Source organism: Stenotrophomonas sp. GW821-FHT02D01 (assembly GCF_059421765.1).
Map to the genome: position 1 here is coordinate 1 of NZ_JBWKVP010000019.1, position 21114 is coordinate 21114.

The 21114-nt window shown below is 66.6% G+C and carries 23 protein-coding genes and 1 tRNA gene; 10 read left to right on the top strand and 14 right to left on the bottom strand.

Translation table 11 applies throughout. The annotated features are described in order from the left end of the window. Positions 1-206: 206 nt before the first annotated feature. The 5 genes from recQ (at position 207) to AC07UW_RS20560 (ending at position 6010) form a co-directional block, all read left to right on the top strand. The gene (recQ, locus tag AC07UW_RS20540) at positions 207-2012 is read left to right on the top strand and encodes a DNA helicase RecQ (RefSeq protein WP_025874645.1); all 1806 of its coding nucleotides are present in this window, start codon (positions 207-209) and stop codon (positions 2010-2012) included. Between the two features lie 174 nt (positions 2013-2186). Beyond that, a complete protein-coding gene (locus AC07UW_RS20545) occupies positions 2187-2573 on the top strand; it encodes a CopL family metal-binding regulatory protein (RefSeq protein WP_025874646.1) in 387 nt (128 codons plus the stop codon). Positions 2574-2648: 75 nt separating this feature from the next. Next, entirely contained in the window at positions 2649-4460 is a 1812-nt protein-coding gene (locus tag AC07UW_RS20550; protein ID WP_218787870.1) for a copper resistance system multicopper oxidase, read from the top strand. Next, positions 4457-5416 (top strand): copper resistance protein B, encoded by a 960-nt coding sequence (locus AC07UW_RS20555; RefSeq protein ID WP_218787871.1) that lies wholly within the window; start codon positions 4457-4459, stop codon positions 5414-5416. The genes AC07UW_RS20550 and AC07UW_RS20555 overlap by 4 nt, the downstream gene beginning before the upstream one ends. A gap of 81 nt (positions 5417-5497) precedes the next feature. After that, positions 5498-6010 (top strand): GNAT family N-acetyltransferase, encoded by a 513-nt coding sequence (locus AC07UW_RS20560; RefSeq protein WP_134832981.1) that lies wholly within the window; start codon positions 5498-5500, stop codon positions 6008-6010. Between the two features lie 6 nt (positions 6011-6016). Here AC07UW_RS20560 and AC07UW_RS20565 read toward each other — a convergent pair whose 3' ends face one another. Next, complete coding sequence (locus AC07UW_RS20565; RefSeq protein ID WP_025874650.1) at positions 6017-6340, bottom strand: TFIIB-type zinc ribbon-containing protein; 324 nt, start codon at positions 6338-6340, stop codon at positions 6017-6019. A gap of 150 nt (positions 6341-6490) precedes the next feature. On the opposite strand from AC07UW_RS20565, the gene AC07UW_RS20570 reads away from it, so the two are divergent. Both AC07UW_RS20570 and AC07UW_RS20575 read left to right on the top strand, forming a co-directional pair. Beyond that, positions 6491-7258, top strand: a complete 768-nt coding sequence (locus tag AC07UW_RS20570; protein ID WP_495212764.1) for a CPBP family glutamic-type intramembrane protease — start codon at positions 6491-6493, stop codon at positions 7256-7258. A gap of 92 nt (positions 7259-7350) precedes the next feature. Beyond that, positions 7351-7776 carry a response regulator gene (locus tag AC07UW_RS20575; protein WP_025874652.1) on the top strand — a complete coding sequence of 142 codons (426 nt, stop codon included), beginning with the start codon at positions 7351-7353 and terminating at the stop codon, positions 7774-7776. A gap of 66 nt (positions 7777-7842) precedes the next feature. Here AC07UW_RS20575 and AC07UW_RS20580 read toward each other — a convergent pair whose 3' ends face one another. Beyond that, on the bottom strand, positions 7843-8778 hold the full coding sequence (locus AC07UW_RS20580; protein WP_495212765.1) for an alpha/beta hydrolase: 936 nt from the start codon (positions 8776-8778) through the stop codon (positions 7843-7845). 83 nt (positions 8779-8861) lie between these two features. After that, positions 8862-9707 (bottom strand): alpha/beta hydrolase, encoded by an 846-nt coding sequence (locus AC07UW_RS20585; RefSeq protein ID WP_495212766.1) that lies wholly within the window; start codon positions 9705-9707, stop codon positions 8862-8864. A 715-nt stretch (positions 9708-10422) separates the two neighbouring features. Between AC07UW_RS20585 and AC07UW_RS20590 the strand changes: the two genes are divergently transcribed. Together AC07UW_RS20590 and AC07UW_RS20595 are read left to right on the top strand one after the other, a co-directional pair. Beyond that, positions 10423-10779 (top strand): hypothetical protein, encoded by a 357-nt coding sequence (locus tag AC07UW_RS20590; protein ID WP_312107735.1) that lies wholly within the window; start codon positions 10423-10425, stop codon positions 10777-10779. Positions 10780-10858: 79 nt separating this feature from the next. Then, entirely contained in the window at positions 10859-11176 is a 318-nt protein-coding gene (locus tag AC07UW_RS20595) for a hypothetical protein (protein WP_495212767.1), read from the top strand. A gap of 74 nt (positions 11177-11250) precedes the next feature. Here AC07UW_RS20595 and AC07UW_RS20600 read toward each other — a convergent pair. Further along, a tRNA-Lys gene (locus AC07UW_RS20600) sits at positions 11251-11326 on the bottom strand. A gap of 174 nt (positions 11327-11500) precedes the next feature. Between AC07UW_RS20600 and AC07UW_RS20605 the strand changes: the two genes are divergently transcribed. Continuing rightward, positions 11501-12460, top strand: a complete 960-nt coding sequence (locus AC07UW_RS20605; RefSeq protein WP_495212768.1) for a DUF2268 domain-containing putative Zn-dependent protease — start codon at positions 11501-11503, stop codon at positions 12458-12460. Positions 12461-12542: 82 nt separating this feature from the next. Here AC07UW_RS20605 and queC read toward each other — a convergent pair whose 3' ends face one another. From queC to ruvB, 10 genes are all read right to left on the bottom strand, one after another. Then, complete coding sequence (gene queC / locus AC07UW_RS20610; protein ID WP_025874665.1) at positions 12543-13208, bottom strand: 7-cyano-7-deazaguanine synthase QueC; 666 nt, start codon at positions 13206-13208, stop codon at positions 12543-12545. A 77-nt stretch (positions 13209-13285) separates the two neighbouring features. After that, entirely contained in the window at positions 13286-13987 is a 702-nt protein-coding gene (gene queE, locus AC07UW_RS20615) for a 7-carboxy-7-deazaguanine synthase QueE (RefSeq protein ID WP_495212769.1), read from the bottom strand. Positions 13988-14193: 206 nt separating this feature from the next. Continuing rightward, a complete protein-coding gene (ybgF, locus tag AC07UW_RS20620) occupies positions 14194-15012 on the bottom strand; it encodes a tol-pal system protein YbgF (protein WP_025874667.1) in 819 nt (272 codons plus the stop codon). Between the two features lie 3 nt (positions 15013-15015). Continuing rightward, entirely contained in the window at positions 15016-15534 is a 519-nt protein-coding gene (pal, locus tag AC07UW_RS20625) for a peptidoglycan-associated lipoprotein Pal (protein ID WP_025874668.1), read from the bottom strand. Between the two features lie 64 nt (positions 15535-15598). Continuing rightward, positions 15599-16918 carry a Tol-Pal system beta propeller repeat protein TolB gene (gene tolB, locus AC07UW_RS20630; protein WP_033831823.1) on the bottom strand — a complete coding sequence of 440 codons (1320 nt, stop codon included), beginning with the start codon at positions 16916-16918 and terminating at the stop codon, positions 15599-15601. Positions 16919-17167: 249 nt separating this feature from the next. Then, positions 17168-18223 carry a cell envelope integrity protein TolA gene (tolA, locus tag AC07UW_RS20635; protein ID WP_313250168.1) on the bottom strand — a complete coding sequence of 352 codons (1056 nt, stop codon included), beginning with the start codon at positions 18221-18223 and terminating at the stop codon, positions 17168-17170. Then, a complete protein-coding gene (gene tolR, locus AC07UW_RS20640) occupies positions 18213-18641 on the bottom strand; it encodes a protein TolR (RefSeq protein ID WP_313250166.1) in 429 nt (142 codons plus the stop codon). The genes tolA and tolR overlap by 11 nt, the downstream gene beginning before the upstream one ends. Before the next feature lie 24 nt (positions 18642-18665). Next, positions 18666-19445 (bottom strand): protein TolQ, encoded by a 780-nt coding sequence (gene tolQ, locus AC07UW_RS20645; RefSeq protein WP_025874672.1) that lies wholly within the window; start codon positions 19443-19445, stop codon positions 18666-18668. A gap of 10 nt (positions 19446-19455) precedes the next feature. After that, entirely contained in the window at positions 19456-19893 is a 438-nt protein-coding gene (ybgC, locus tag AC07UW_RS20650; protein WP_223496279.1) for a tol-pal system-associated acyl-CoA thioesterase, read from the bottom strand. Continuing rightward, complete coding sequence (gene ruvB / locus AC07UW_RS20655; protein WP_223496280.1) at positions 19883-20923, bottom strand: Holliday junction branch migration DNA helicase RuvB; 1041 nt, start codon at positions 20921-20923, stop codon at positions 19883-19885. The genes ybgC and ruvB overlap by 11 nt, the downstream gene beginning before the upstream one ends. Positions 20924-21114 lie beyond the last annotated feature (191 nt).

The window sequence follows — 21114 nt, forward strand, 5'->3', positions numbered from 1 at the left end:
TGGCGCCATGGATGGCGCCATCGAGCCCCCATGGACGGGTTTACGGCGTGTCCTGCAAGCCCACACCGCCCCGCCAAACCACGGATCACCCCAGAGCCGGCTGTTGCAGTTGCTGTTGCAGTTGCCAGGGTTGCCGGCCAGCGGCCGGCACTACAGCAGGTGCCGGGTGCAACCCGGCCGAACCCCCGCCGGGGTAAACTAGCTGGATGGCTTCCCGTCCCGCGCACGACCTGCTCCGCCGCGTCTTTGGTTACGACGATTTCCGTGGTCCGCAGCAGGACATCGTGGAGCATGTGGCTGCCGGTCACGATGCCCTGGTGCTGATGCCCACCGGCGGCGGCAAATCACTGTGCTACCAGGTGCCCGCCCTGCTGCGTGACGGCTGTGGCATCGTCATCTCACCGCTGATCGCGCTGATGCAGGACCAGGTCGAAGCCCTGCGCCAGCTCGGCGTGCGCGCCGAATTCCTGAACTCGACCCTGGACGCCGAAACGGCCGGCCGGGTCGAACGCGAACTGCTCGCCGGTGAGCTCGACATGCTCTATGTCGCTCCCGAGCGCCTGCTGACCGGCCGCTTCCTGTCGCTGCTGTCGCGCAGCCGGATCGCCCTGTTCGCCATCGACGAAGCCCATTGCGTGTCGCAATGGGGCCACGACTTCCGCCCCGAATACCGGCAGCTGACCGTCCTGCACGAGCGCTGGCCGGAGATTCCGCGGATCGCCCTGACCGCCACCGCCGACCCGCCAACCCAGCGCGAGATCGCCGAGCGTCTGGACCTGGCCGAAGCACGTCACTTCGTCAGCTCCTTCGATCGCCCCAACATCCGCTACACCGTGGTGCAGAAGGACAACGCCCGCAAGCAGCTGAGCGATTTCCTGCGCAGCCATCGCAGCGAGGCCGGCATCGTCTACTGCATGTCGCGGCGCAAGGTGGAGGAAACCGCCGAGTTCCTGTGCACGCAGGGGTTCAATGCCCTGCCCTACCACGCCGGCCTGCCCGCGGAAGTGCGTGCCAACAACCAGCGCCGTTTCCTGCGCGAAGACGGCATCGTCATGTGCGCGACCATCGCCTTCGGCATGGGCATCGACAAGCCGGACGTACGCTTTGTCGCCCATACCGACCTGCCCAAGTCGATGGAAGGCTACTACCAGGAAACCGGCCGCGCCGGGCGCGATGGCGAAGCCGCCGAGGCCTGGCTCTGCTACGGCCTGGGCGATGTGGTACTGCTCAAGCAGATGATCGAGCAGTCCGAGGCCAGCGAGGAGCGCAAGCAGCTGGAGCGGTCCAAGCTCGACCACCTGCTGGGGTACTGCGAATCGATGCAGTGCCGCCGCCAGGTGCTGCTGGCCGGTTTCGGCGAGACCTATCCCAAGCCCTGCGGCAACTGCGATAACTGCCTCACCCCGCCGGCGGCCTGGGACGCCACCATCCCTGCGCAGAAGGCATTGAGCTGTGTATACCGCAGTGGCCAGCGCTTCGGCGTCGGCCACCTGATCGATGTCCTGCGCGGCAGCGAGAACGAGAAGGTCAAGCAGCAGGGCCACGACAAGCTGAGCACCTACGCCATCGGCCGCGACCTGGACGCGCGCACCTGGCGCAGCGTGTTCCGCCAGCTGGTGGCCGCCAGCCTGCTGGAAGTGGACAGCGAGGGCCACGGTGGCCTGCGCCTGACCGATGCCAGCCGCGATGTGCTGACCGGTCGCCGCCAGATCAGCATGCGCCGCGATGCGGTCAGTGCCAGCGCCGGGCGCGAACGCAGCGCGCAACGCACCGGCCTGTCGGTGCTGCCGCAGGACCTGGCCCTGTTCAACGCGCTGCGCGGCCTGCGCGCCGAGCTGGCGCGCGAGCAGAACGTGCCGGCCTTCGTGATCTTCCACGACAGCACCCTGCGCAACATCGCCGAACAGCGCCCGACCTCGCTGGACGAGCTGGCCCGGGTCGGTGGCATCGGCGGCACCAAGCTCAGCCGCTATGGCCCGAGGTTGGTCGAGATCGTGCGCGAAGAGGGATGACCCCGGTAGCGCCGGGCCATGCCCGGCGGCCCGCATATCGACCGCGCTTCCCGCTCGCCGGGCATGGCCCGAAGCTACCAGGCTGCGCGATTGCGCACCCTCGCCCGGCTCAAACCTTGAACCACCCGTTCAGCCGGATGTGCATGTCCGCCCACTTGCCGCTAGATTAGCGCCATGTCCCTCGCCTCGACCCTGCTCCGTGTCGTGCTCATGCTCAGCCTGTTGCTCAACGGGCTGAACGCGGCCATGGCCAGCGGGCACGAGGACATGGGCCGCATGGCCCATGCGATGGCCTCGGCGATGACCGATGAAGGCGACGCTGACTGCCACCACCACGCCGGCATGACGGCCGACGAGGCGCCGCAGGCCAAGGCCCCCGCCCACGACGCACACTGCCAGATCAAGGACTGCGTGCGCAGTTGTGCCCAGCACCCGCTGCTGGCCGTGCAGGCACTGCCTTTCCTGACCGGTCCCGGTCTTTCCCTGACCCCGCAGCCGATGCCTGCCAATGGCCGCCCGGCACCGCCGCTGCCGCCGATCTCACGCCCTCCCATCGGCTGATCCAACACGCCTTGTGCGCGCTGCGCACTGAAGCCGGCCCTGCGCTGGCGTCTTTCCGTGTTTGGAGTCACCACCTTGAGTACCCGTATTCCTCCCGGCCCGGGCGCTGTGCCCATGCCGTCGCGCCGTCTGTTCGTGCAGGGCATCGCTGCTGGCGGCGTGGTTGCCGGCATCGCCGCGGCCGGCATCCCGCAGCGCGCGCTCGCCGCCGCTTCTGCCGCGCCACGCCTGGCCGGCGCACCTTCGGTCATCAGCGATACCCGCGTCGAACTGGCGATCGGCGAGTCGCTGGCCAACTTCACCGGCCGCACCCGCCCGGCAATCACCGTCAACGGCTCACTGCCGGCACCGATCCTGCGCTGGCGCGAAGGCCAGACCGTGGACCTGTTCGTGCGCAACACGCTCGGCCAGCACCCTACTTCGATCCACTGGCACGGCATCCTGCTGCCGGCCAACATGGATGGCGTGCCTGGCCTGAGCTTCAACGGCATCGGCCCCGGCGAGACCTACCACTACCACTTCGACCTCAAGCAGTCCGGCACCTACTGGTATCACAGCCATTCGCTGTTCCAGGAACAGGCGGGGCTATACGGCGCGCTGATCATCGACCCGGCCGAACCGGCGCCGTACCGGCATGACCGCGAGCACGTGATCATGCTGTCCGACTGGACCGACATGGATCCCGGCGCGCTGTTCCGGCGAATGAAGAAGCTCGCCGAGCACGACAACTACTACAAGCGCACCCTGCCCGACTTCCTGCGCGACGCGCGTCGCGATGGCTGGTCCGCCGCCCTGTCCGACCGAGGCATGTGGGGCCGGATGCGGATGACGCCCAGCGACATCTCCGACATCAACGCGCACACCTACACCTACCTGATGAACGGGACCGCGCCGGCCGGCAACTGGACCGGGCTGTTCCGCAGTGGCGAAAAGGTGCTGCTGCGTTTCATCAACGGTGCGTCAATGACCTACTTCGACGTGCGCATTCCCGGCCTGAAGATGACCGTGGTCGCCGCCGACGGCCAGTACATCCATCCGGTCAGCATCGACGAGTTCCGCATCGCCCCGGCCGAAACCTACGACGTACTGGTGGAACCCAGCGGCCAGGATGCCTTCACCATCTTCTGCCAGGACATGGGCCGCACCGGCTATGCCGCCGGCACCCTCGCCGTGCGGCATGGGCTGCAGGCACCGATTCCCGCGCGCGATCCGCGCCCGTTGCTGACGATGGGCGACATGGGTCATGACATGGGCGGCGGTGGCCACGGCGGCCACGACATGGCAGCAATGAAGGGCATGGAAGGCGGCTGTGGTGCCAGCATGGGCCACGGCGCACATGGCGGCGGCGAGACCGCCAGCAAAGCGCCAAAGCATCCGGCCAGCGAGCGCAACAATCCGCTGGTGGACATGCAGAGTTCGGCCACCGAGCCCAAGCTGGACGACCCCGGCATCGGCCTGCGCGACAACGGCCGCCAGGTGCTGACCTATGGTGCGATGCGCAGCCTGTTCGAAGACCCCGATGGCCGCGAGCCCGGCCGCGAGATCGAGCTGCACCTGACCGGCCACATGGAAAAGTTCTCCTGGTCGTTCGACGGCATTCCCTTCGCCGGTGCCGAACCGCTGCGCCTGAACTACGGCGAGCGCATGCGCATCGTGCTGGTCAACGACACCATGATGCAGCACCCGATCCACCTGCATGGCGTGTGGAGCGACCTGGAAAACGCGCAGGGTGAATTCCAGGTGCGCAAGCACACCATCGACATGCCGCCCGGTACACGCCGCACCTATCGCGTACGCGCCGATGCCCTCGGCCGCTGGGCCTACCACTGCCACCTGCTGTACCACATGGAAGCAGGCATGATGCGCGAAGTGAGGATCGAAGAATGAGCCGTTCCCTGCTTGCCCCAAGCCTGTTGACCCTCGGCCTGTTGGCCGCGCTGCCCACGTTCGCGCAGTCCCATGCCGGCCATGACATGACAGCACACGCGCCTCCTGCCGACGCCACGCCAGCGGCCGACGTGGATCATTCGAAGATGGACCATTCGAAGATGGATCACGGTGCGATGGACCATTCAACGATGGACCATGGCGCGATGGATCACGCGACAATGGGCCACGGCACGCCCGCGCCGACGCAGCCGCGCGAACCGATACCTGTCCCCACCGATGCCGATCGTGCGGCCGCGTTTCCACCCATCGCGCATGGTGCGATGGAGCACCCACCGGAAATCCACAGCCTGCTGCTGATCGATCGCCTGGAACACTGGGATGGAAAGAACGGCAACGGCCAGGCCTGGGAGGCCAGTGGCTGGATCGGCGGCAACATCAACCGCCTGTGGCTGCGCACCGATGGCGAACGCAGCGAAGGCCGCACGGAATCATCAGGCGTGGAAGCGCTGTACGGGCGTGCAATTTCGCCGTGGTGGGACGTGCTGGTCGGTGTACGCCAGGACTTCCGCCCCGCCGATTCACGCACCTGGGCGGCGATCGGCATCCAGGGCTTGGCGCCGTACAAGTTCGAAAGCTCGGCCACGCTGTATGCCGGTTCCGGTGGCCAGCTGATGGCCAAGGCCGAGATCGAATACGACGTGCTGTTGACCAACCGGTTGATCCTGCAGCCCCTGCTGGAAGCTACCGTGGCCAGCAAGGACGAACCGGAGCACGGCATCGGCCGCGGCCTCAACAAGGTCGAAGCCGGACTGCGCCTGCGCTACGAGTTCAATCGCCGCTTCGCGCCGTACATCGGCATCAGCCACGAACGGGCTTTCGGTGATACCGCCGACTATGCCGGCGACCATGCACGCGACACACGCTGGGTCGCCGGCATCCGCATGTGGTTCTGAGCAGCGGATCATGAGCAGCAGCCAGCCCCGGCAACCGCCGGGGCCGGCTACACTGCCGCACGTTCCATTGCAGGCTGCACCATGTCGTTGCATATCCGCCGCGCCACCCTGGCCGACGTCGACGCGTTGTCGGCGATCGCCATCGCCACCTATATCGAAACCTGGGGCGATTCCTATCCGCCGCAGGACCTGCGCACCTTCCTGCAGGATCACTACGGCGCCGAGCCGCAGCGAGCGGAACTGTCCGACCCGCGCAGCGCGGTGTGGCTGCTGCTGGAGGGTGAGACGGTGGTGGGCTATCTGGCCGCCGGCGCCAACACCCTTCCGCATGCCGAAGCACGTGAAGGCGACATCGAACTGAAGCGGCTGTACATCCTGGCCAGCCACCAGAACGGCGGCCACGGCGCGCGCCTGATGGATGCCTTCATGACCTGGCTGGACCAGCCGCAGCGCCGCACTCTGTGGGTGGGCGTGTGGGAAGAGAACTTCGGCGCGCAGCGCTTCTACGCGCGCTACGGCTGCAGCAAGGCCGGCGAGTATGACTTCATCGTCGGTGACAGCCGCGACCGCGAGTTCATCCTGCGCCGGCCCTGAGCAGCGTCAGAAATCGAACAGCTCGGAGAGGAAGCTCTCTTTCTTCTTTTTCTTGTAGCCCTGGCTGTACTGGCCACGGTTGTCATCATGGCGCTGGCCGAGATGACGGGTATCGCGATGCATCACCGGCGGCGGAGCAGCCTGCGGTTGCACAGGCGCGGGCCCTGGCGGCGGCATGGCGGCACCTGCACCGTCAGTGGCGCGCTCGATGATCTTGTCGAGTTCGCCACGATCCAGCCATACACCACGGCAGCTCGGGCAGTAGTCGATCTCGATGCCATGGCGCTCGGCCATCTGCAGGGTCTGGGTCTTGCACACGGGGCACAGCATTCGCATTGCTCCTGTCGGTCTGGCCTCGACTGTACCTGTGTGCGGATGACTGTGCGGCAACGCATGACCGATGGCACAGGGACTTCCGGCGCGTGCCGCCACGTCCGCCGCCCTGCAGACTGCCTCGCGACCTCGCTGCAAGGAATGCATGTGACTGCCCGTGACTCGATTCCCACCGGCGTCCGCCTGTTGCTGGTGCTGCTTGGCGTTGGCCTCGGCCTGAACGTGCGCGACATCAGTTCCACGCTGGGCGCGCCGATTCCCGCCCTGCCCATGCCCTACGGTGGCAGCCTGCTGGACAACGCGCTGGCGGTGCTGGTGGCACTGCTGCTGGCCACGCTGCTGCGCCCCCGCGGTGTGGGCCTGCTGGCCAGCCTCGGCCTGCGCGGAAACGGCATGCGTGGCCCGTTGTGGGTGCTGCTGGCCAGCCTGCCGTGCTGGCTGGGGCTGGCCCTGCTGGGGACGCCCAACACGGCGCTGACGACGCTGGACGCCACGATGCTGGCCGTGCTGTTCCCGCTGGCCGAAGAAGTGCTGTTCCGCGGCCTCGGCTTCGTGCTGCTGGTGAAGATCGTACGCGGCCCCTGGCCGTTGCTCGCACTGCCGCAGGCGCTGCTGTTCGGCATGGTGCACTGGCTGGGCTTCGGCGGCTTCGACGGCGGCGGCATGGCCCTGTTCGTCGGCCTAGTGATCGCCTTCGGCGGCTTCATCTTCGCCTGGCTCGACCACCTCGACGGCAACACCCTGTGGTGCGGCCTGGCCCTGCACGTGTCGATGAACCTGGCCTGGAATGTGTTCAGCCTCGACGACGCCGTTGCGCTGGGCTGGCAGGCCACCAGCCTGCGCATCGGCACTACGCTGCTGGCAGTGGCAGCGCTGGCCTGGCATGCGCGCCGCCAGCGCAACCCCGCGCTGTAACGCCGGCTTAGCCGATCCTGCACACGGGGATCACTGGGGGCTTGCGCATACTTGCGCGCCTTTCATGCCCTGCCGTCCGGAGTTGTTGCGTCATGCTGCTGTCCAAGCGCCACGTTGAACCACGCGTCCTGCTGATCGAAGACGCCGAGGAAACCCGTGAACTGAGCCGGATGGCGCTGGAGAGCCAGGCCTGCCACGTCGCAGGCGTCAGCAGCGCCGAAGCCGCGCTGGGCCTGCTGGCCGCCGGAGAGCGCTTCGACCTGATGTTCACCGACGTCAATCTCGGCCTGGTCAGCGGCATCGAGGCCGCCAACCGCGTGCGCAGCCTGTATCCGCAGCTGCCGATCCTGGTGACCTCCGGCATGGACCAGCATGCCGTGCTGCCGCAGTTGCACGACGGCATCCATTTCCTGCCCAAGCCCTACAACATGAGCGAGCTGCTGGATGCGATCCGTCTGTGCTTCCGCCATGCCGCCGATGCCGCGCTGATGCCGGCGCCGCAGGCGAGCGCGGCCTGAGGCTGGCATCCACGCATGGCGTGGATCTACTGGTGCAGCCACGCATGGCGTGGATGGAGTCGGCCGTCAGCCGCCGGTATACGGCCCTTCGCCCGGAAGTACCTGCAGCAGCGCACGGGTGATCACGCGCGGATACACGGTGAGATGGTCTTCGCCATCAATCACGATGTTTTCCACCTGCAGCTTGCGACCACTGCGCTGCAGCTGGCCGGCGAAGTCGGCGGCCTGCCGCAGCATGTCATTGCCCGTTGAGTAACGTGGCCCCGGCTTGACCGTCTCGTAGCCGCCCACCGACAGCAACACGCGGATGGGCTGTGAAGGCATCACCGCGGCTTCCTGCATGCGCGGCAGCAGGCCCTGGTCGAACCACAGCGACGGACTGGACAGGATATAGGTGCCGAACATGTCGGGCTGGGTCGTCAGCACGTAAGCACCCAACAGCGCGCCATAGGAATGACCCGCAAACACGCGCCGGGCCGGATCGGTACGGTAGCGCGCATCGATCAGCGGCAGCGCGTGGTCAGCCAGGAAGTCGCGGTAATGGGCCGCGCCACCATAGGTGACGTCATCGCTGTAGTAGCCGGCAGGGGTGCGCACAGGATCACTGGGGGTGTAGTCGCGCGAGCGGCTCTGTTTGGAGGTCAGGCCTTCCTGCGGCGGCAACCCGACCAGGATGAAATCCTCGATGTTGACGCCCTGCTGCCCCACCAGGTTGCGCACGCTGCGCACCAGCGGAAAGCTGTACAGCGCATCGGTCACGTACACCACCGGATAACGCTTCTGCGGATGCGCCGCGTAGCCGGCAGGCAACGCCACCCACAGGGCATAGTCGCGCCCGATCGGGTCATGCACGCGCAGTGACTCGGTATCGGGCAGCACAACGCCTGGCACGGCCGTCGCGCTTTCCCTGGCTTCCTTCTGCGTTGCCGGCGGCGCCACCGACATCGCGCACCCTGCCAAGGCCAGGCAGGCCAGCACACTCCATCCACGCACACGCTGCATCCGCGCTCTCCTGTTGCGGGCGGCGCACCCAGGTGGCGCCGCTGATGCATCCTCACACACCGCGTTGTTGCGCGCCAAACCTCTCAAGGCGACGCAGGCGGCGGTACCGGGAACAACGTACGCAGGCCCTGCAGGGCGGCCGGGTGGTAGATGGTCGCATGGGTCTCTTCCGGCAGCGGCTGGTACTTCACCAGCGTTGCCGGCGATGCCTGCTGCAGCAGCGCCGCCAAGCGCGCGCTCGACGCTGCCAGTTCCGGCTGGCCACTGCTGGCCAGGAACAGCCGCGCGCCGCTGCGCGCGACCGACGGCACCTGCTTGCCTGCGCCAGACAGCAAGGCGCCGTGGTTCCACCACAGGCTGGGGTCCAGCGCGATATAGCTGTTGAACAAGGCCGGTTCCTGCAGCAGCGTCTCGATCACGAACAACCCGGCCAGCGATTCCCCAATCAGTGCCCGCTCGTCGGTGGTCGCATAACGCTGGCGTACCTGCGGCATCAGTTCATCGCGCAGGAAATCACGGTACGCCGCCGAGCCACCGATGCGCGGCGCGATCTTGCGATCCTCCGCCACGTTGCTGGGGCCGGTCATGTCGCGGCGGCGCTCGGTGTTCTCGATGCCAACCAGAAGGAACGGGCGCATGCTGCCGTTGCCGGTCAGCACCTGCACCAACCCGGCCACGTGCAGGAAGTCCTCGCCGATGCCACCGTCGGGCATGTACAGCACCGGCAGCGGCGTCTTCGGGTCCAGGCCCCACGGCTGCGGGCGATAGACGTTGATGCGACGGGTTTCGCCCAGCGCCTTGGATTGGAAGGTGAAGGTCTCACCGATGACCAACGGCGAAGCGACCGCTGGCTGAGGCGCCGGTTCGGCGGCCATCAGCGGCGCGGCGGAGACACAGGACAACAACAGCGACAGCACGATCAAGCGCATTGGGCGCCCCATCCAGCGAAAGATGCCGAGCATAGCGCCCGGACGCGCGCATTGGTGCCTGCCGGATGCGTAGATCCACGCCAGGCGTGGATGACTTGCCGTGACTCGCGCCCGGTTACGGCCCCTCATACCGCGCGTGCACCGCCATGTGTCGTGTTTGAACCGCCAAGGACACCACTATCGTCGCACCTGCACCGAAATGCAGTGGGTACAACTGAAACGCACAGAGGACATTGATGGCGAAAGTGAAGCCAGCTTTACACGCGTTGGTTCACGGCAGATGCATCGTAATGTGCGGTTTGCGGCATCTTCCAGCGCGATCAACCAGACGCGGAAACGAATGCGTCGTGTACTGACGCTTGCTGCGCAAGTCAGGCCTGCGCCACCATCGTCGCGCGTCTGGATTGCGCATGTCCTTGCGGAAATTTCTGATTGAAATCCAAGCGCAGGCGTAAGCACCATGCTGCGCCACCGACAACGGGTGGCACCGGGCCTGCAAGCCTGGGAAGACAAAAAGCATGTTGTTTGCGCTCACCCGTCGGCACTGTCTCCGGACCGTGCCGGCGGGTGATCCGTCGGCCTTTATGGCGGGCGGTGCGTGGGGGTCTTCGGATCCGCCGGTTAACTGCTTACTGTCTTCCCGGCTTGCAGACACGCACCGTCCGCCACCCGCCTCACGCGGTGGCAGTCCCACCCCAGAGCTGAGGAAGCCGAGATGACCGAAGGTCCGCCCTATGCCTCATATGCCGCCAGCGTCAACGACGACGATGACAACCCTGCGCCCGAACTGAGCACGTTCCTGGGTTGCCTCAAACGCATCCGCGCGGGCGAAGGTGCAGACGGCCAGCCCTGGCCCGATACCAGCCTTCCCGCAGGGCGCAGGCTGGCACTGTCACGCGTGGAGCGGGCGGCCGTCGGCATGCTGACCGTGGCAGAGATGCTGCACGCCGCCGATCGCTGCCGATCAATGGCAACGCCGGACCGGCATCTGGATGACGGCGTGGTCGAAGGGCTGTTCTTCGCCTTCCGCGGGCTGGCGGAACTGGTATGCCGGGATATCCGGCCTGAGTAGGACCCCTGCACCGTAATCCAGCCCATACTCGGGCCGGGCCCGTCCCGGGTTCCATCGACACTGACACAAGGAGGTTCGCATGTTGAATGCCATGATCATTGCCGCGCTGGCCGCAAGCCCAGCCGCGCCCGTACCGTACGCCGACTGCCTGCTCGGCAACATCCAACCCGGTCTGTCCGACCGCGCCGTGCAATTGGTGCAGCAGGCGTGCGCCGCGAAGTACCCCGACAGCTTCACTGCCTCGCTGGAACTGGAGCGCAATTACAGCGCCCAGCGGCAGGCCCGGTTCGACGCAGAGCGCGCCGCAGTGGAACGTGCTGCGAACGCGGCTGCGGTTGCCGCACAGGCAGCGGCAGACCGCGAGGCAGCCCGTTCCCAGGGCGCGAAGGCCAGGTAGGACCTCAGGTTTCTGCAACAAAAAAGGCACCGCTTGGCGGTGCCTTTCTGGATGACCGGAGTCATTGCCTGCAATGGTGGGCCGTGATGGATTCGAACCATCGACCAAAAGATTAAAAGTCTTCTGCTCTACCGACTGAGCTAACGGCCCATGCAAGGCCCCGGCCTTTCGGCGGGGTGGGCATTCTACCGTACTTTTCCGGGCGGGGTGAAGCCGGGGATCTACCAGGTTGCCGGCCAGCGGCCGCCACTACCCCGGCTGCGGGCCTCTAAACCTTTCCGTCACCCGCCGCATCTCACCTGCGACCCTGCCCCGGAGCGATGGATGCGCCTGCCACTGCCGCTGATGCTCGCCCTGCTGCTGCCGTTTGCCGCCGCTGCGGCGTCGCCTGCACAGGTGCGGACCGACGACATCGGCCGCTTCTGGGCTACCTACGATGCAGTGCTTGCCGAGCCCGATGCCGCGCAGCGGGTGGCCCTGGTGCAGCAGCGCTATATCGAGCCCGGCAGCCCTGGCCTGCATGCGCTGATGAAGGTGCGCAACTACACCGCCGCCGAATACGCACAAGCAATGCTCGCCTGGCCGCGCTTCTGGGCCTCGGTGCGGCCGCTGACCGCCAACGCCCGGCAGGCCAGCGCCACGCTGGAGCGGGATCTGGCTGCCTTCCGGGTGCTCTACCCCGCCCTGCGCCCGGCCAGCATCACCTATGCGGTGGGCGTGCTGCGCACAGGCGGCACCACGCTGGGGGACCAGGTGCTGATCGGCGCGGAAATGGCACTCGGCGATGCAAGCGTGGATGTCAGCGAACTGCCGGAGCCGTTGCGCAGTCGCCTGCGGATTTTCTACGACAGCACGCCCGGCGCGAACAACGCGCAGAACAACCTGCATGAGTACGTGCACACCCAGCAGCGCGAGACCACGGGGTCGCTCGCGCAATATGCGGTGCGCGAGGGCGTGGCCGAGTACATCGCCGAGCGGATCAGCGGCCGCCGCCCGGCACTGCCGCTGTACACCTATGGGCCGTTGCACGAATCGGAGATCCGCGCTCGCTTCAGCGCGGAGATGGATGGCGATGCGCTGGACAGCTGGCTGTACAACAGCGCCCGCAATGCGTTCGGGGTGAGTGATGCGGGGTACTACGCGGGGTATCGCATCGCGCAGGAGTACATGCGGCAGCAGGCGGATGAGCAGGCGGCGATCGCACGGATGATTGAGCTGGATTACAGCGATCCGGTTGCCGTGCGCGGTTTCATTGAAGCATCGGGTTGGTTGCAGCAGCGGTAGCGCCGGGCCGCGCGCGGCGGGTCAGGCAGTGCGAACCAACGGTTCGCACCCACCGGCCAGCGGCCGGCCCTACCAGAGTCGGTCAGGCGTACAGTGTCGGGTCGGGCACGCCGGCATCGGCGAAGCCCTGCGCGCGCAGGCGGCAGGCATCGCAATGCCCGCAGGCCGCGCCGCTGGCATCGGCGTTGTAGCAGGACACGGTCAGGCCGAAGTCCACGCCCAGTCGCACGCCTTCGCTGACGATCTGGCCCTTGCTGAGGAACTGCAGCGGCGCATGCACGGTGATGCCCGCGCCTTCCACGCCCGACTTGGTCGCCAGGTTGGCCAGCGCCTGGAAGGCGGCGATGAATTCTGGGCGGCAATCGGGGTAGCCGGAGTAGTCCACGGCGTTGACGCCGCAGAAGATGTCGTTGGCACCAAGCACTTCGGCCCAGCCCAGCGCCAGCGACAGCATGATGGTGTTGCGTGCTGGCACGTAGGTGACCGGGATGCCCTCGCCGCCCGCCTCGGGCACGTCGATGTCGTCGGTCAGCGCCGAGCCGCCGATGCTGCGCAGGTCCACGTCCACGGTCTTGTGCACGATCACACCCTGGGCCTTGGCCACGCGTGCGGCGGCATCCAGCTCGGAGGTGTGGCGCTGGCCGTAACGCACGCTCAGGGCATGCACGGCGAAGCCCTGTTCCTGGGCCATGGCGATGACGGCGGCTGAATCCATGCCGCCGGAGAGAAGCACGACTGCCTTCTTCATGGGTAAATCATCCGGTTGGGGGAGAAAGCCAGCACGCTGTCCCGCGCCGGAGCTACATCAGGAAACACTGCGCCGGCTTATCGGCCCGGCTCGTCGTTCCACAGGATTTTATGCAACTGCATCTGGAAGCGCACCGGCAGCCGGTCTTCGACGATCCAGTCGGCCAGCTGGCGGGCAGTGATTTCACCCTTGCTGGGTGAGAAGAACACCATCGTGCGCTGCACCAGCTGGTGTTCGGCGACCATGGCCTTGGCCCAGTCGTAGTCTTCGCGGTTGCAGATCACGAACTTGATCTGGTCACGCGTGGTCAGCAGCGGCAGGTTTTCCCAGCGGTTGCGCGCGACCTCGGCCGAGCCGGGGGTCTTGATGTCGACCACGCGCGACACGCGCGGATCGACGGCGCTGACGTCCAGCGCACCGGAGGTTTCCAGCGACACGTCGAGGCCGGCATCGCACAGCTTCTGCAGCAGCACCAGGCAGCGCTTCTGCGCCAGCGGCTCGCCGCCGGTCACGCAGACGTGGCGCACGCCCTGGGCCTGCACGTGGGCCACGATATCGTCGATGTCCCACCAGGTGCCGCCGTGGAAGGCGTAGGCGGTGTCGCAGTACTGGCAGCGCAGCGGGCAACCGGTCAGGCGCACGAACACGGTCGGCCAACCGGCGGTATCGGCTTCGCCCTGCAGCGAGCTGAAAATCTCGGTGATCTTCAAGCGCGGCAGGGGCGACTGCACGATCTCGCTGGGCGTGGCAACGGCGGCGGACGGGGGAACGGCGGTCATGGCAGGGACTTCTTGGTGGGACACGTGGCGGGTGGGCTACCGTGGCCGGTAACGAACGCAGCCGAGCATGGCTCGGCTCTGCAACAGCAGCCGGTCGGGCATGGCCCGGTGCTACCGGATCCGGACGGGTTTGCCGACCCGGAAACGAAAGCAGCCGAGCAAGGGCTCGGCGCTACGGGGAACACATTGTACGCCCGGTCAGCGGATCAGCGGATCTGATTGCCGAGGCGGATCGACTGCAGGCGGTCCTGCGCGGTACGCGCGGCATCCGAGCCCGGGTATTGCGCCACGACGGTCTCCAGCGTCTGCTGGGCCTGGTCGACCTTGCCTTCGCCGTACTGCGAGAGGCCGACCTTGAGCAGGCCGCCAGCGGCCTTGTCGTGGGTGGGATAGCGCGAGAGCAGTTCGCGGAACTGGGACTCGGCCATCGGGAAATTGCGGGTGGCGTAATAGCTTTCGCCCAGCCAGTACAAGGCATTGGGGGCGTAGACGCCGTTCGGGTACAGCTCCAGGAAGCTCAGGAACAGCTGCGCCGAATCATCGTACTTGCCCGCCTTCAGTGCGTCGAAGGCCACGTTGTAGGACGTACGCTCGTCACCGGTGACGGCCAGGCTGCCCGGGTCACCATGGACGGAAGGCGGCCGCTCGGAAGTGGCCGCCGCTGCGGGTTTTGCCGGGGCTGCAGGAGCCTTCGGCGCGCTCGCCGGAACAGCGGGCAGGGCCGGGGCGGCAGAGCCCCCTTCCAACCGGTTCAGGCGGCTGTCCAGATCCAGGTACTGGTCCTGGGCGGTCTGCTTGAGCTGGGCGTTGTCGTGCTGGAGTTGCTCGATCGAGGCCTGCAGGCTGGTGACCTGCTGCCGCAGCTGGTTGATCTGGTTCAACAGGTCCTGGTTGGCACTGTTGTTGTACATCTGCTGCTCGAGCGAACCGACGCGGTCGGCCAGGCTCTGACGTTGTGCATGCGCCGGTGCGGCAGCCACGAGGGCTGCCGCAACGACCAGCATCAGTTTGATGCCAAGGCGCATGGATTACTGCGCGGTGTAGACGATTTCGACGCGACGGTTCTGCGACCAGCAGGACTCGTTCGACTCGGTGCAGACCGGACGCTCTTCACCGTAGGAAACGACGGTCAGCTGCGACGCCGAGCCACCGTTGGCCTGCAGTGCCGAGTTGACGCCGTTGCCACGACGCTCGCCCAGGGCCTGGTTGTACGCGCGCGAACCGCGCTCGTCGGTGTGGCCCTGCAGGGTGATGCGCGAGGACGGACGGTCACGCAGGTACTTGGCGTGGCAAGCCATGATGGCCTGGAATTCCGGCTTCACGTCTTCCTTGTCCAGGTCGAAGTAGACAACGCGCTGGCGCAGGCAGGCATCGGTGTCCAGGTCGCCCGGGCCGTACAGGCCGGAGGTGGACGGACCGGTCGGGGTGGTGGTCGAGGTGCCGGTATCGACCGGAGCCGGGGCTTCTTCCTTGACCTTCTTCGAGCAACCGGCCAGGACGGCCACAGACAGCAGGGAAACAAGCAGAACGCGGGTGGACTTGTTCATGGCGATACCTTTGTGGCTCCTAAGCCGATGAGGGGTTCAATACAGAGAAAATATTAACACTCTTTTAGCGCTGGGTACGGTATGGGGACCATGCCGGCTCGCGCACATCACCATCTGCCAGGACCAGGCGCTGGCGCACGCGCGCATCGGCCGAGACGGCGTACAGCACACCACGACCACCCTCACGGGCGGCATACAGCACCATGCTCGCGTTGGGCGCGAAGCTCGGCGATTCGTCCAGCGAACCCGGCGACAGCGTGCTCCAGCGGGGCGAACCCAGCGAGCTGTCCATCATCGCGATCTTGTAGCTGTTGCCCGAACCCTGGGCAACGGCGATCTTCTTGCCGTCGTAGGAGACCGAGGGCTTGGCGTTGTAGTTGCCCTGGAAGGTCACGCGCTCGGCGCTGCCACCACCGGCACCGACCTTGTAGACCTGCGGACGGCCGCCGCGGTCGGAGGTGAAGTACACCGCGCTGCCATCCGGCGCCCAGGTCGGCTCAGTATCGATGGCGAAGTGGTTGGTCAGCTGGGTCAGCTGCTTGCTGCCCAGATCCATCACGTAGATCTCCGGGTTGCCCGAACGCGACAGAGTCAAGGCCAGCTTGCGGCCGTCCGGCGAGAACGCCGGGGCGCTGTTGATGCCGCGGAAGCTGGTGACAAGCTCACGGGCGCCGGTGGAGATGTTCTGGATGTAGATGGCCGAATTGCCACGCTCGAAGCTGACGTAGGCCAGCTTGTTGCCATCCGGGCTCCACGACGGCGACAGCAGCGGCTCGGCCGAACGCACGATGGTCTGCGGGTTGAAGCCGTCCGAATCGGCCACCATCAGCGCGTAGCGCATGGCGTCGCCCTTGCCGCTGGCGGTCACGTAGGCGATGCGGGTCCAGAAGGCACCACGGACACCGGTGATCTTCTCGTAGATGGCATCGGCCATCTGGTGGGCAACGTCGCGCATGGCATTGCCACGTGCGGTCATCGCCAGGCCGAGCAGGCGCTCACCCTTGGGCACGTCGAACAGTTCGTACTCGACGCGGTAGGCGCCGGCACCGGCGTCCATGACACGGCCGACCACGATGTAGTTCTGCTTCAGCGCGCGCCAGGTGGCGAACTGGATGTCACCGCCACGGATCGGCTTTTCGACGATCTGCGCTTCGGGCAGCGTGCGGAACTGGCCCGAACGTTCGAGGTCGGCACGGACCACGCCGGCGACGTCGGTCTGCGGAGCACCGGCTGCCCCCTGGTAGGGCATCGGCACGATGGTGATCGGGAGGGCGGAGGCATTGCCGCCGATGATGTCGATATCCAGCCCCTTCTGCTGCGCGACGGCAGCAAAGGGCAGCAACAGGGCCGCAAACACGGCAAGCCAGCGAGGCATCTTCTTCATGGAGCGCTCAAATAGGGGGAACCGGAACGAGGGATAACAAAACGGCAGTGAACCGCTTCGCAATCATGAACCAAGGGTACGTGAATTCCTGGTCAGTGCCAGCCGGGTCTCTCACATGCCGTTAACGTCGCGGCCAACTTTCGTGCGGATGACTCGTCCCAAGCATGGCGTGGACGGGCCCATACGATCCAGAGCTAAAGGCGTCATTGGATGACGGGACAGCCCCAAAGGGCTGCCCTGCCCCGCGCCTCAGCGATCCTGGGCGGTGAACGTGAAGTTGATCGTGCGTGCGAATACCTGCTCGAAACCGCGGTACGGCAGCGGCTGGGCGTTGAGCACGGCGGCCTCGATCGAGCGCTTGCCGGCTTCATCGAACGGGCAGCCGGCGCTGACCGTGGCGCTGCGGACGGTACCGCCCGGCAACTGGTTGATGGTGATCTGGCAGCGCTGGCCCAGCGGCACGCTGTCCGGACGCACCCACTGCGCCAGCACCTTGGCCTGGATGGCCGCCGCGTACTTGGCAGACAGATCGTCACTGCTGCCACCACCACCAGCAGCCGGCTGTGCGGCACCACTGGCACCGGCAGCAGCCGTGCCTGCGGCATTGCGCGCGGCAGCGACCTGGCGCAGCTTCTGCTCGGCCAGCTTGGCTTCCTTCTCGGCCTGCTCGCGGCGGGCGCGGATGTCGGCGATCTTCTTCTGCTTCTCGGCCTCGGCCTTGTCAGCGGCCAGGCGCTCCTGCTCGGCCTGCTTCTTCTTGGCGTCCGCTTCCTGCTGCTTGGCCAGGCGCAGTTTCTGCTCGGCCTCTTCCTGGCGCTTGCGCTCGGTCAGGTCGATCTGCTCCTGGCGGCGCTTGGCTTCCTGCTCCTGCTTGGCCTTTTCCTGCGAGATCGCCAACGCGCTGACCGCGTCCTGGTCCTTGGTATCGGGCTGCGCCACGCGCTCCTGCGCCTGTTGCTGCTGCGGCGTCGGTGCGTCCTGCGGGCGCGGCTCTTCAATCGGCTGCGGTGGCGGGATGGTGTCTTCCGGCACCGGGATCGGTTCGGCCACCGGCGGCGGCAGGTCTTCCAGCTTTTCCGACTGGCGCAGGGCCTGGCGGGCAGCGGCAGCTTCGGACGCGGACAGCGCCAGGCTGGCCTCGACCGAGGGATCACCTGCGGCGGCATCGGTATTGCGCTGCGGTGACCACAGCCAGGCGCCGATGAAGATCAGCGCGACCAGCAGGTGCACCAGCACGGCCAGCAACAGGGGCTGGCCCCAGCCGGGCTCCTGCTTGTGCGGTGGCGACAGGACGTCAGTTCGCATCGGTGGCCAGGCTCACCTTGTCGACATTGGCGCGCTTGATCACATCCATCGCCGCGATGACCTTTTCATAGGCCACGGCACGGTCGGCGGCGACGATCACGCGCACATCCTTGTCCTGCGCGGCGATGCCGGACAGGTGGCCCTGCAGTTCCTCGGCAGTGACTGCCGTGGGCTCCTTGGCGTCGGGCAGCTTCAGGCTGAGCTGGCCGTCCTGGCGCACCGAGACGATCAACGGATCCTGCTTGCTTTCCAGCGCCTTGGCATTGGAATTGGGCAGGTCGACGTCGAAGGTCAGGGTGAGCATGGGCGCGGTGACCATGAAAATGATCAACAGCACCAGCATGACGTCGATATAGGGAACGACGTTGATTTCCGATTTCAGCTTGCGGCGCTTGCGGCGACCGATGGCAGCGGACATGGCTTGGACTCCCGGGTCTGGCGCTTACTCGTCGCCAGCGCTCTGGCGCTGCAGGATCGAGCTGAACTCGTCGGCGAAGGTCTCGAAACGCACCGACATGCGCTCCACGCGGGTGGTGAAGCGGTTGTAGGCCCACACCGCCGGGATCGCCACGAACAGGCCGATGGCAGTGGCGAACAGCGCTTCGGAGATGCCCGGGGCGACGGCGGCGATACCGGCCTGGGCGCCGCTGCTGATCATGTCGTGCATGGTCACCATGATGCCGAACACGGTACCGACCAGGCCCACGTACGGGGCGGTCGAGCCGATGTTGGCCAGCAGTTCCAGGTTGCGCTCGAGCTGGTCGACTTCGCGGGTGTAGGTGGTGCGCATCGCGCGCTGGGCACCTTCCAGCTGGGCGCGGCCATCCAGCCGGCGCTTGTCGCGCAGGCGGGTGTACTCGCGGAACCCGGCTTCGAAGATCGCTTCCAGGCCGCCGACATTGCGGCTGCGGTCGGTGGCCGAGCTGTACAGCTTGCCCAGGTCGGCACCGGACCAGAAGCGGTTCTCGAACTCGTCGGCTTCGCGGGTGGCCTGCTTGAAGATGCGGGCCTTGCGGAAAATGATCACCCAGCTGACGAACGAGCCGACCAACAGCGCCAGCACGATGATCTTCACCGGCAAGCTGGCCTTGGCCATCAGTTCGAGGTAGTTGATGCCGCCGCCGGTGGTGGCCTGGGCAAGGGTCTGGGTCGCGGCATTGCTGACGTCAGCCGGCAAAGCCTCGGTGACCGTGGCCTGCAGGGCCAGGAGCGTTGCGATCATCCGTTGTTCCTCAAGAGTTCTGTTCGGATTCGGGGTGGAGGTGGGGTTGCAGCGCGGCAAGGACGGAATCGTCCATGCCACGCGGGCGGAAACTGGCCGCGTCCAGTGCGGCGATGCGGACCTGTGCGGACAGCAGCAGCTGGCCGTCGCGCAGGACCTGCTGGTCGAAGACCATGCTGGCCTTCTTCAGCTGGACCAGGGTGGCGCTTACCTGCAGCTGGTCATCCAGCCGTGCCGGCTTGATGAAATCCATCTGCATGGAGCGCACCGCGAAGACCATGCCGTGCTCGGACCGCATGCGCTCCTGGCCGTAGCCCAGCGCGCGCATCCATTCGGTCCGGGCCCGTTCCATGAAGGCCACGTAGCGGGCGTGGTAGACCACGCCGCCAGCGTCGGTATCTTCCCAGTAAATGCGTGTCGGCCAACTGAATCGCGGTTCAACCGACATCGGGGACCTCGGCAAACAGGTCCTGTGGCGGGTTCTTCGGCTTCAGGCCCAGGTGCCGGTAGGCCTTGTGGGTGGCCATGCGGCCACGCGCGGTGCGCACCAGGAAGCCCTGCTGGATCAGGTACGGCTCGACCACGTCTTCCAGCGTGCCACGCTCTTCGGACAGCGCCGCGGCGAGCGACTCGATGCCCACCGGGCCACCGTCGAAGTAATCGACCATGGTCTTCAGCAGCCGGCGGTCAAGCTCGTCGAAGCCTTCCGGGTCGACCTTGAGCATCTGCATTGCGGCCTGGGCCACGGTCTGGTCGATGTGGCCACCGGCCTTGACCTGGGCGTAATCGCGCACGCGGCGCAGCAGGCGGTTGGCGATACGCGGGGTGCCACGCGCGCGGCGCGCGATCTCCCCTGCCCCGTCGGCGGTGCAGTCGATGGCCAGGATCGCGGCCGAGCGGCGCACGATGCGGGTCAGTTCTTCGACGCTGTAGAACTCCAGGCGCTGGACAATGCCGAAGCGGTCGCGCAGCGGCGCGGTCAGCAGGCCGGCGCGGGTGGTGGCGCCGATCAGGGTGAACGGCGGCAGGTCGATCTTGATCGAGCGCGCCGCAGGGCCCTCGCCGATCATGATGTCGATCTGGAAATCTTCCATCGCCGGATACAGCACTTCTTCCACCACCGGCGACAGGCGATGGATCTCGTCGATGAACAGCACATCGTGCGGCTGCAGGTTGGTCAGCAGCGCGGCCAGATCGCCGGCCTTCTCGATCACCGGGCCGGAGGTCACGCGCAGGGCCACGCCCAGCTCGTTGGCGATGACATGGCTGAGGGTGGTCTTGCCCAGGCCGGGTGGGCCGAAGATCAGGACGTGGTCCAGCGCATCGCCACGACCCTTGGCGGCCTGGATGTAGATCTCCATCTGCTCGCGCACCGGCACCTGGCCGAGGTAATCGGCAAGTCGCTTGGGTCGGATGCTGGCGTCGGCGGCGTCATCCTCGCGGGTGGCGCCGGCGGCGATGATGCGGTCGTCGGTCATGTGCTGATTATGCGGTAAAAGCGGGGAGATTCGGCCGGGCTGCGCCCGGCACCTGCAGAAGCAACTGCAACTTCAACTGCCGAAGCGACAGCAGAAGCAGGTTTCCTGATGGAAGGCGGGGTGGGTCCGGTTGCGGGGGACGCTGCAAGTACGTCCCTGTAAGCTCGGTCGCGCCATCCATGGCGCTCACG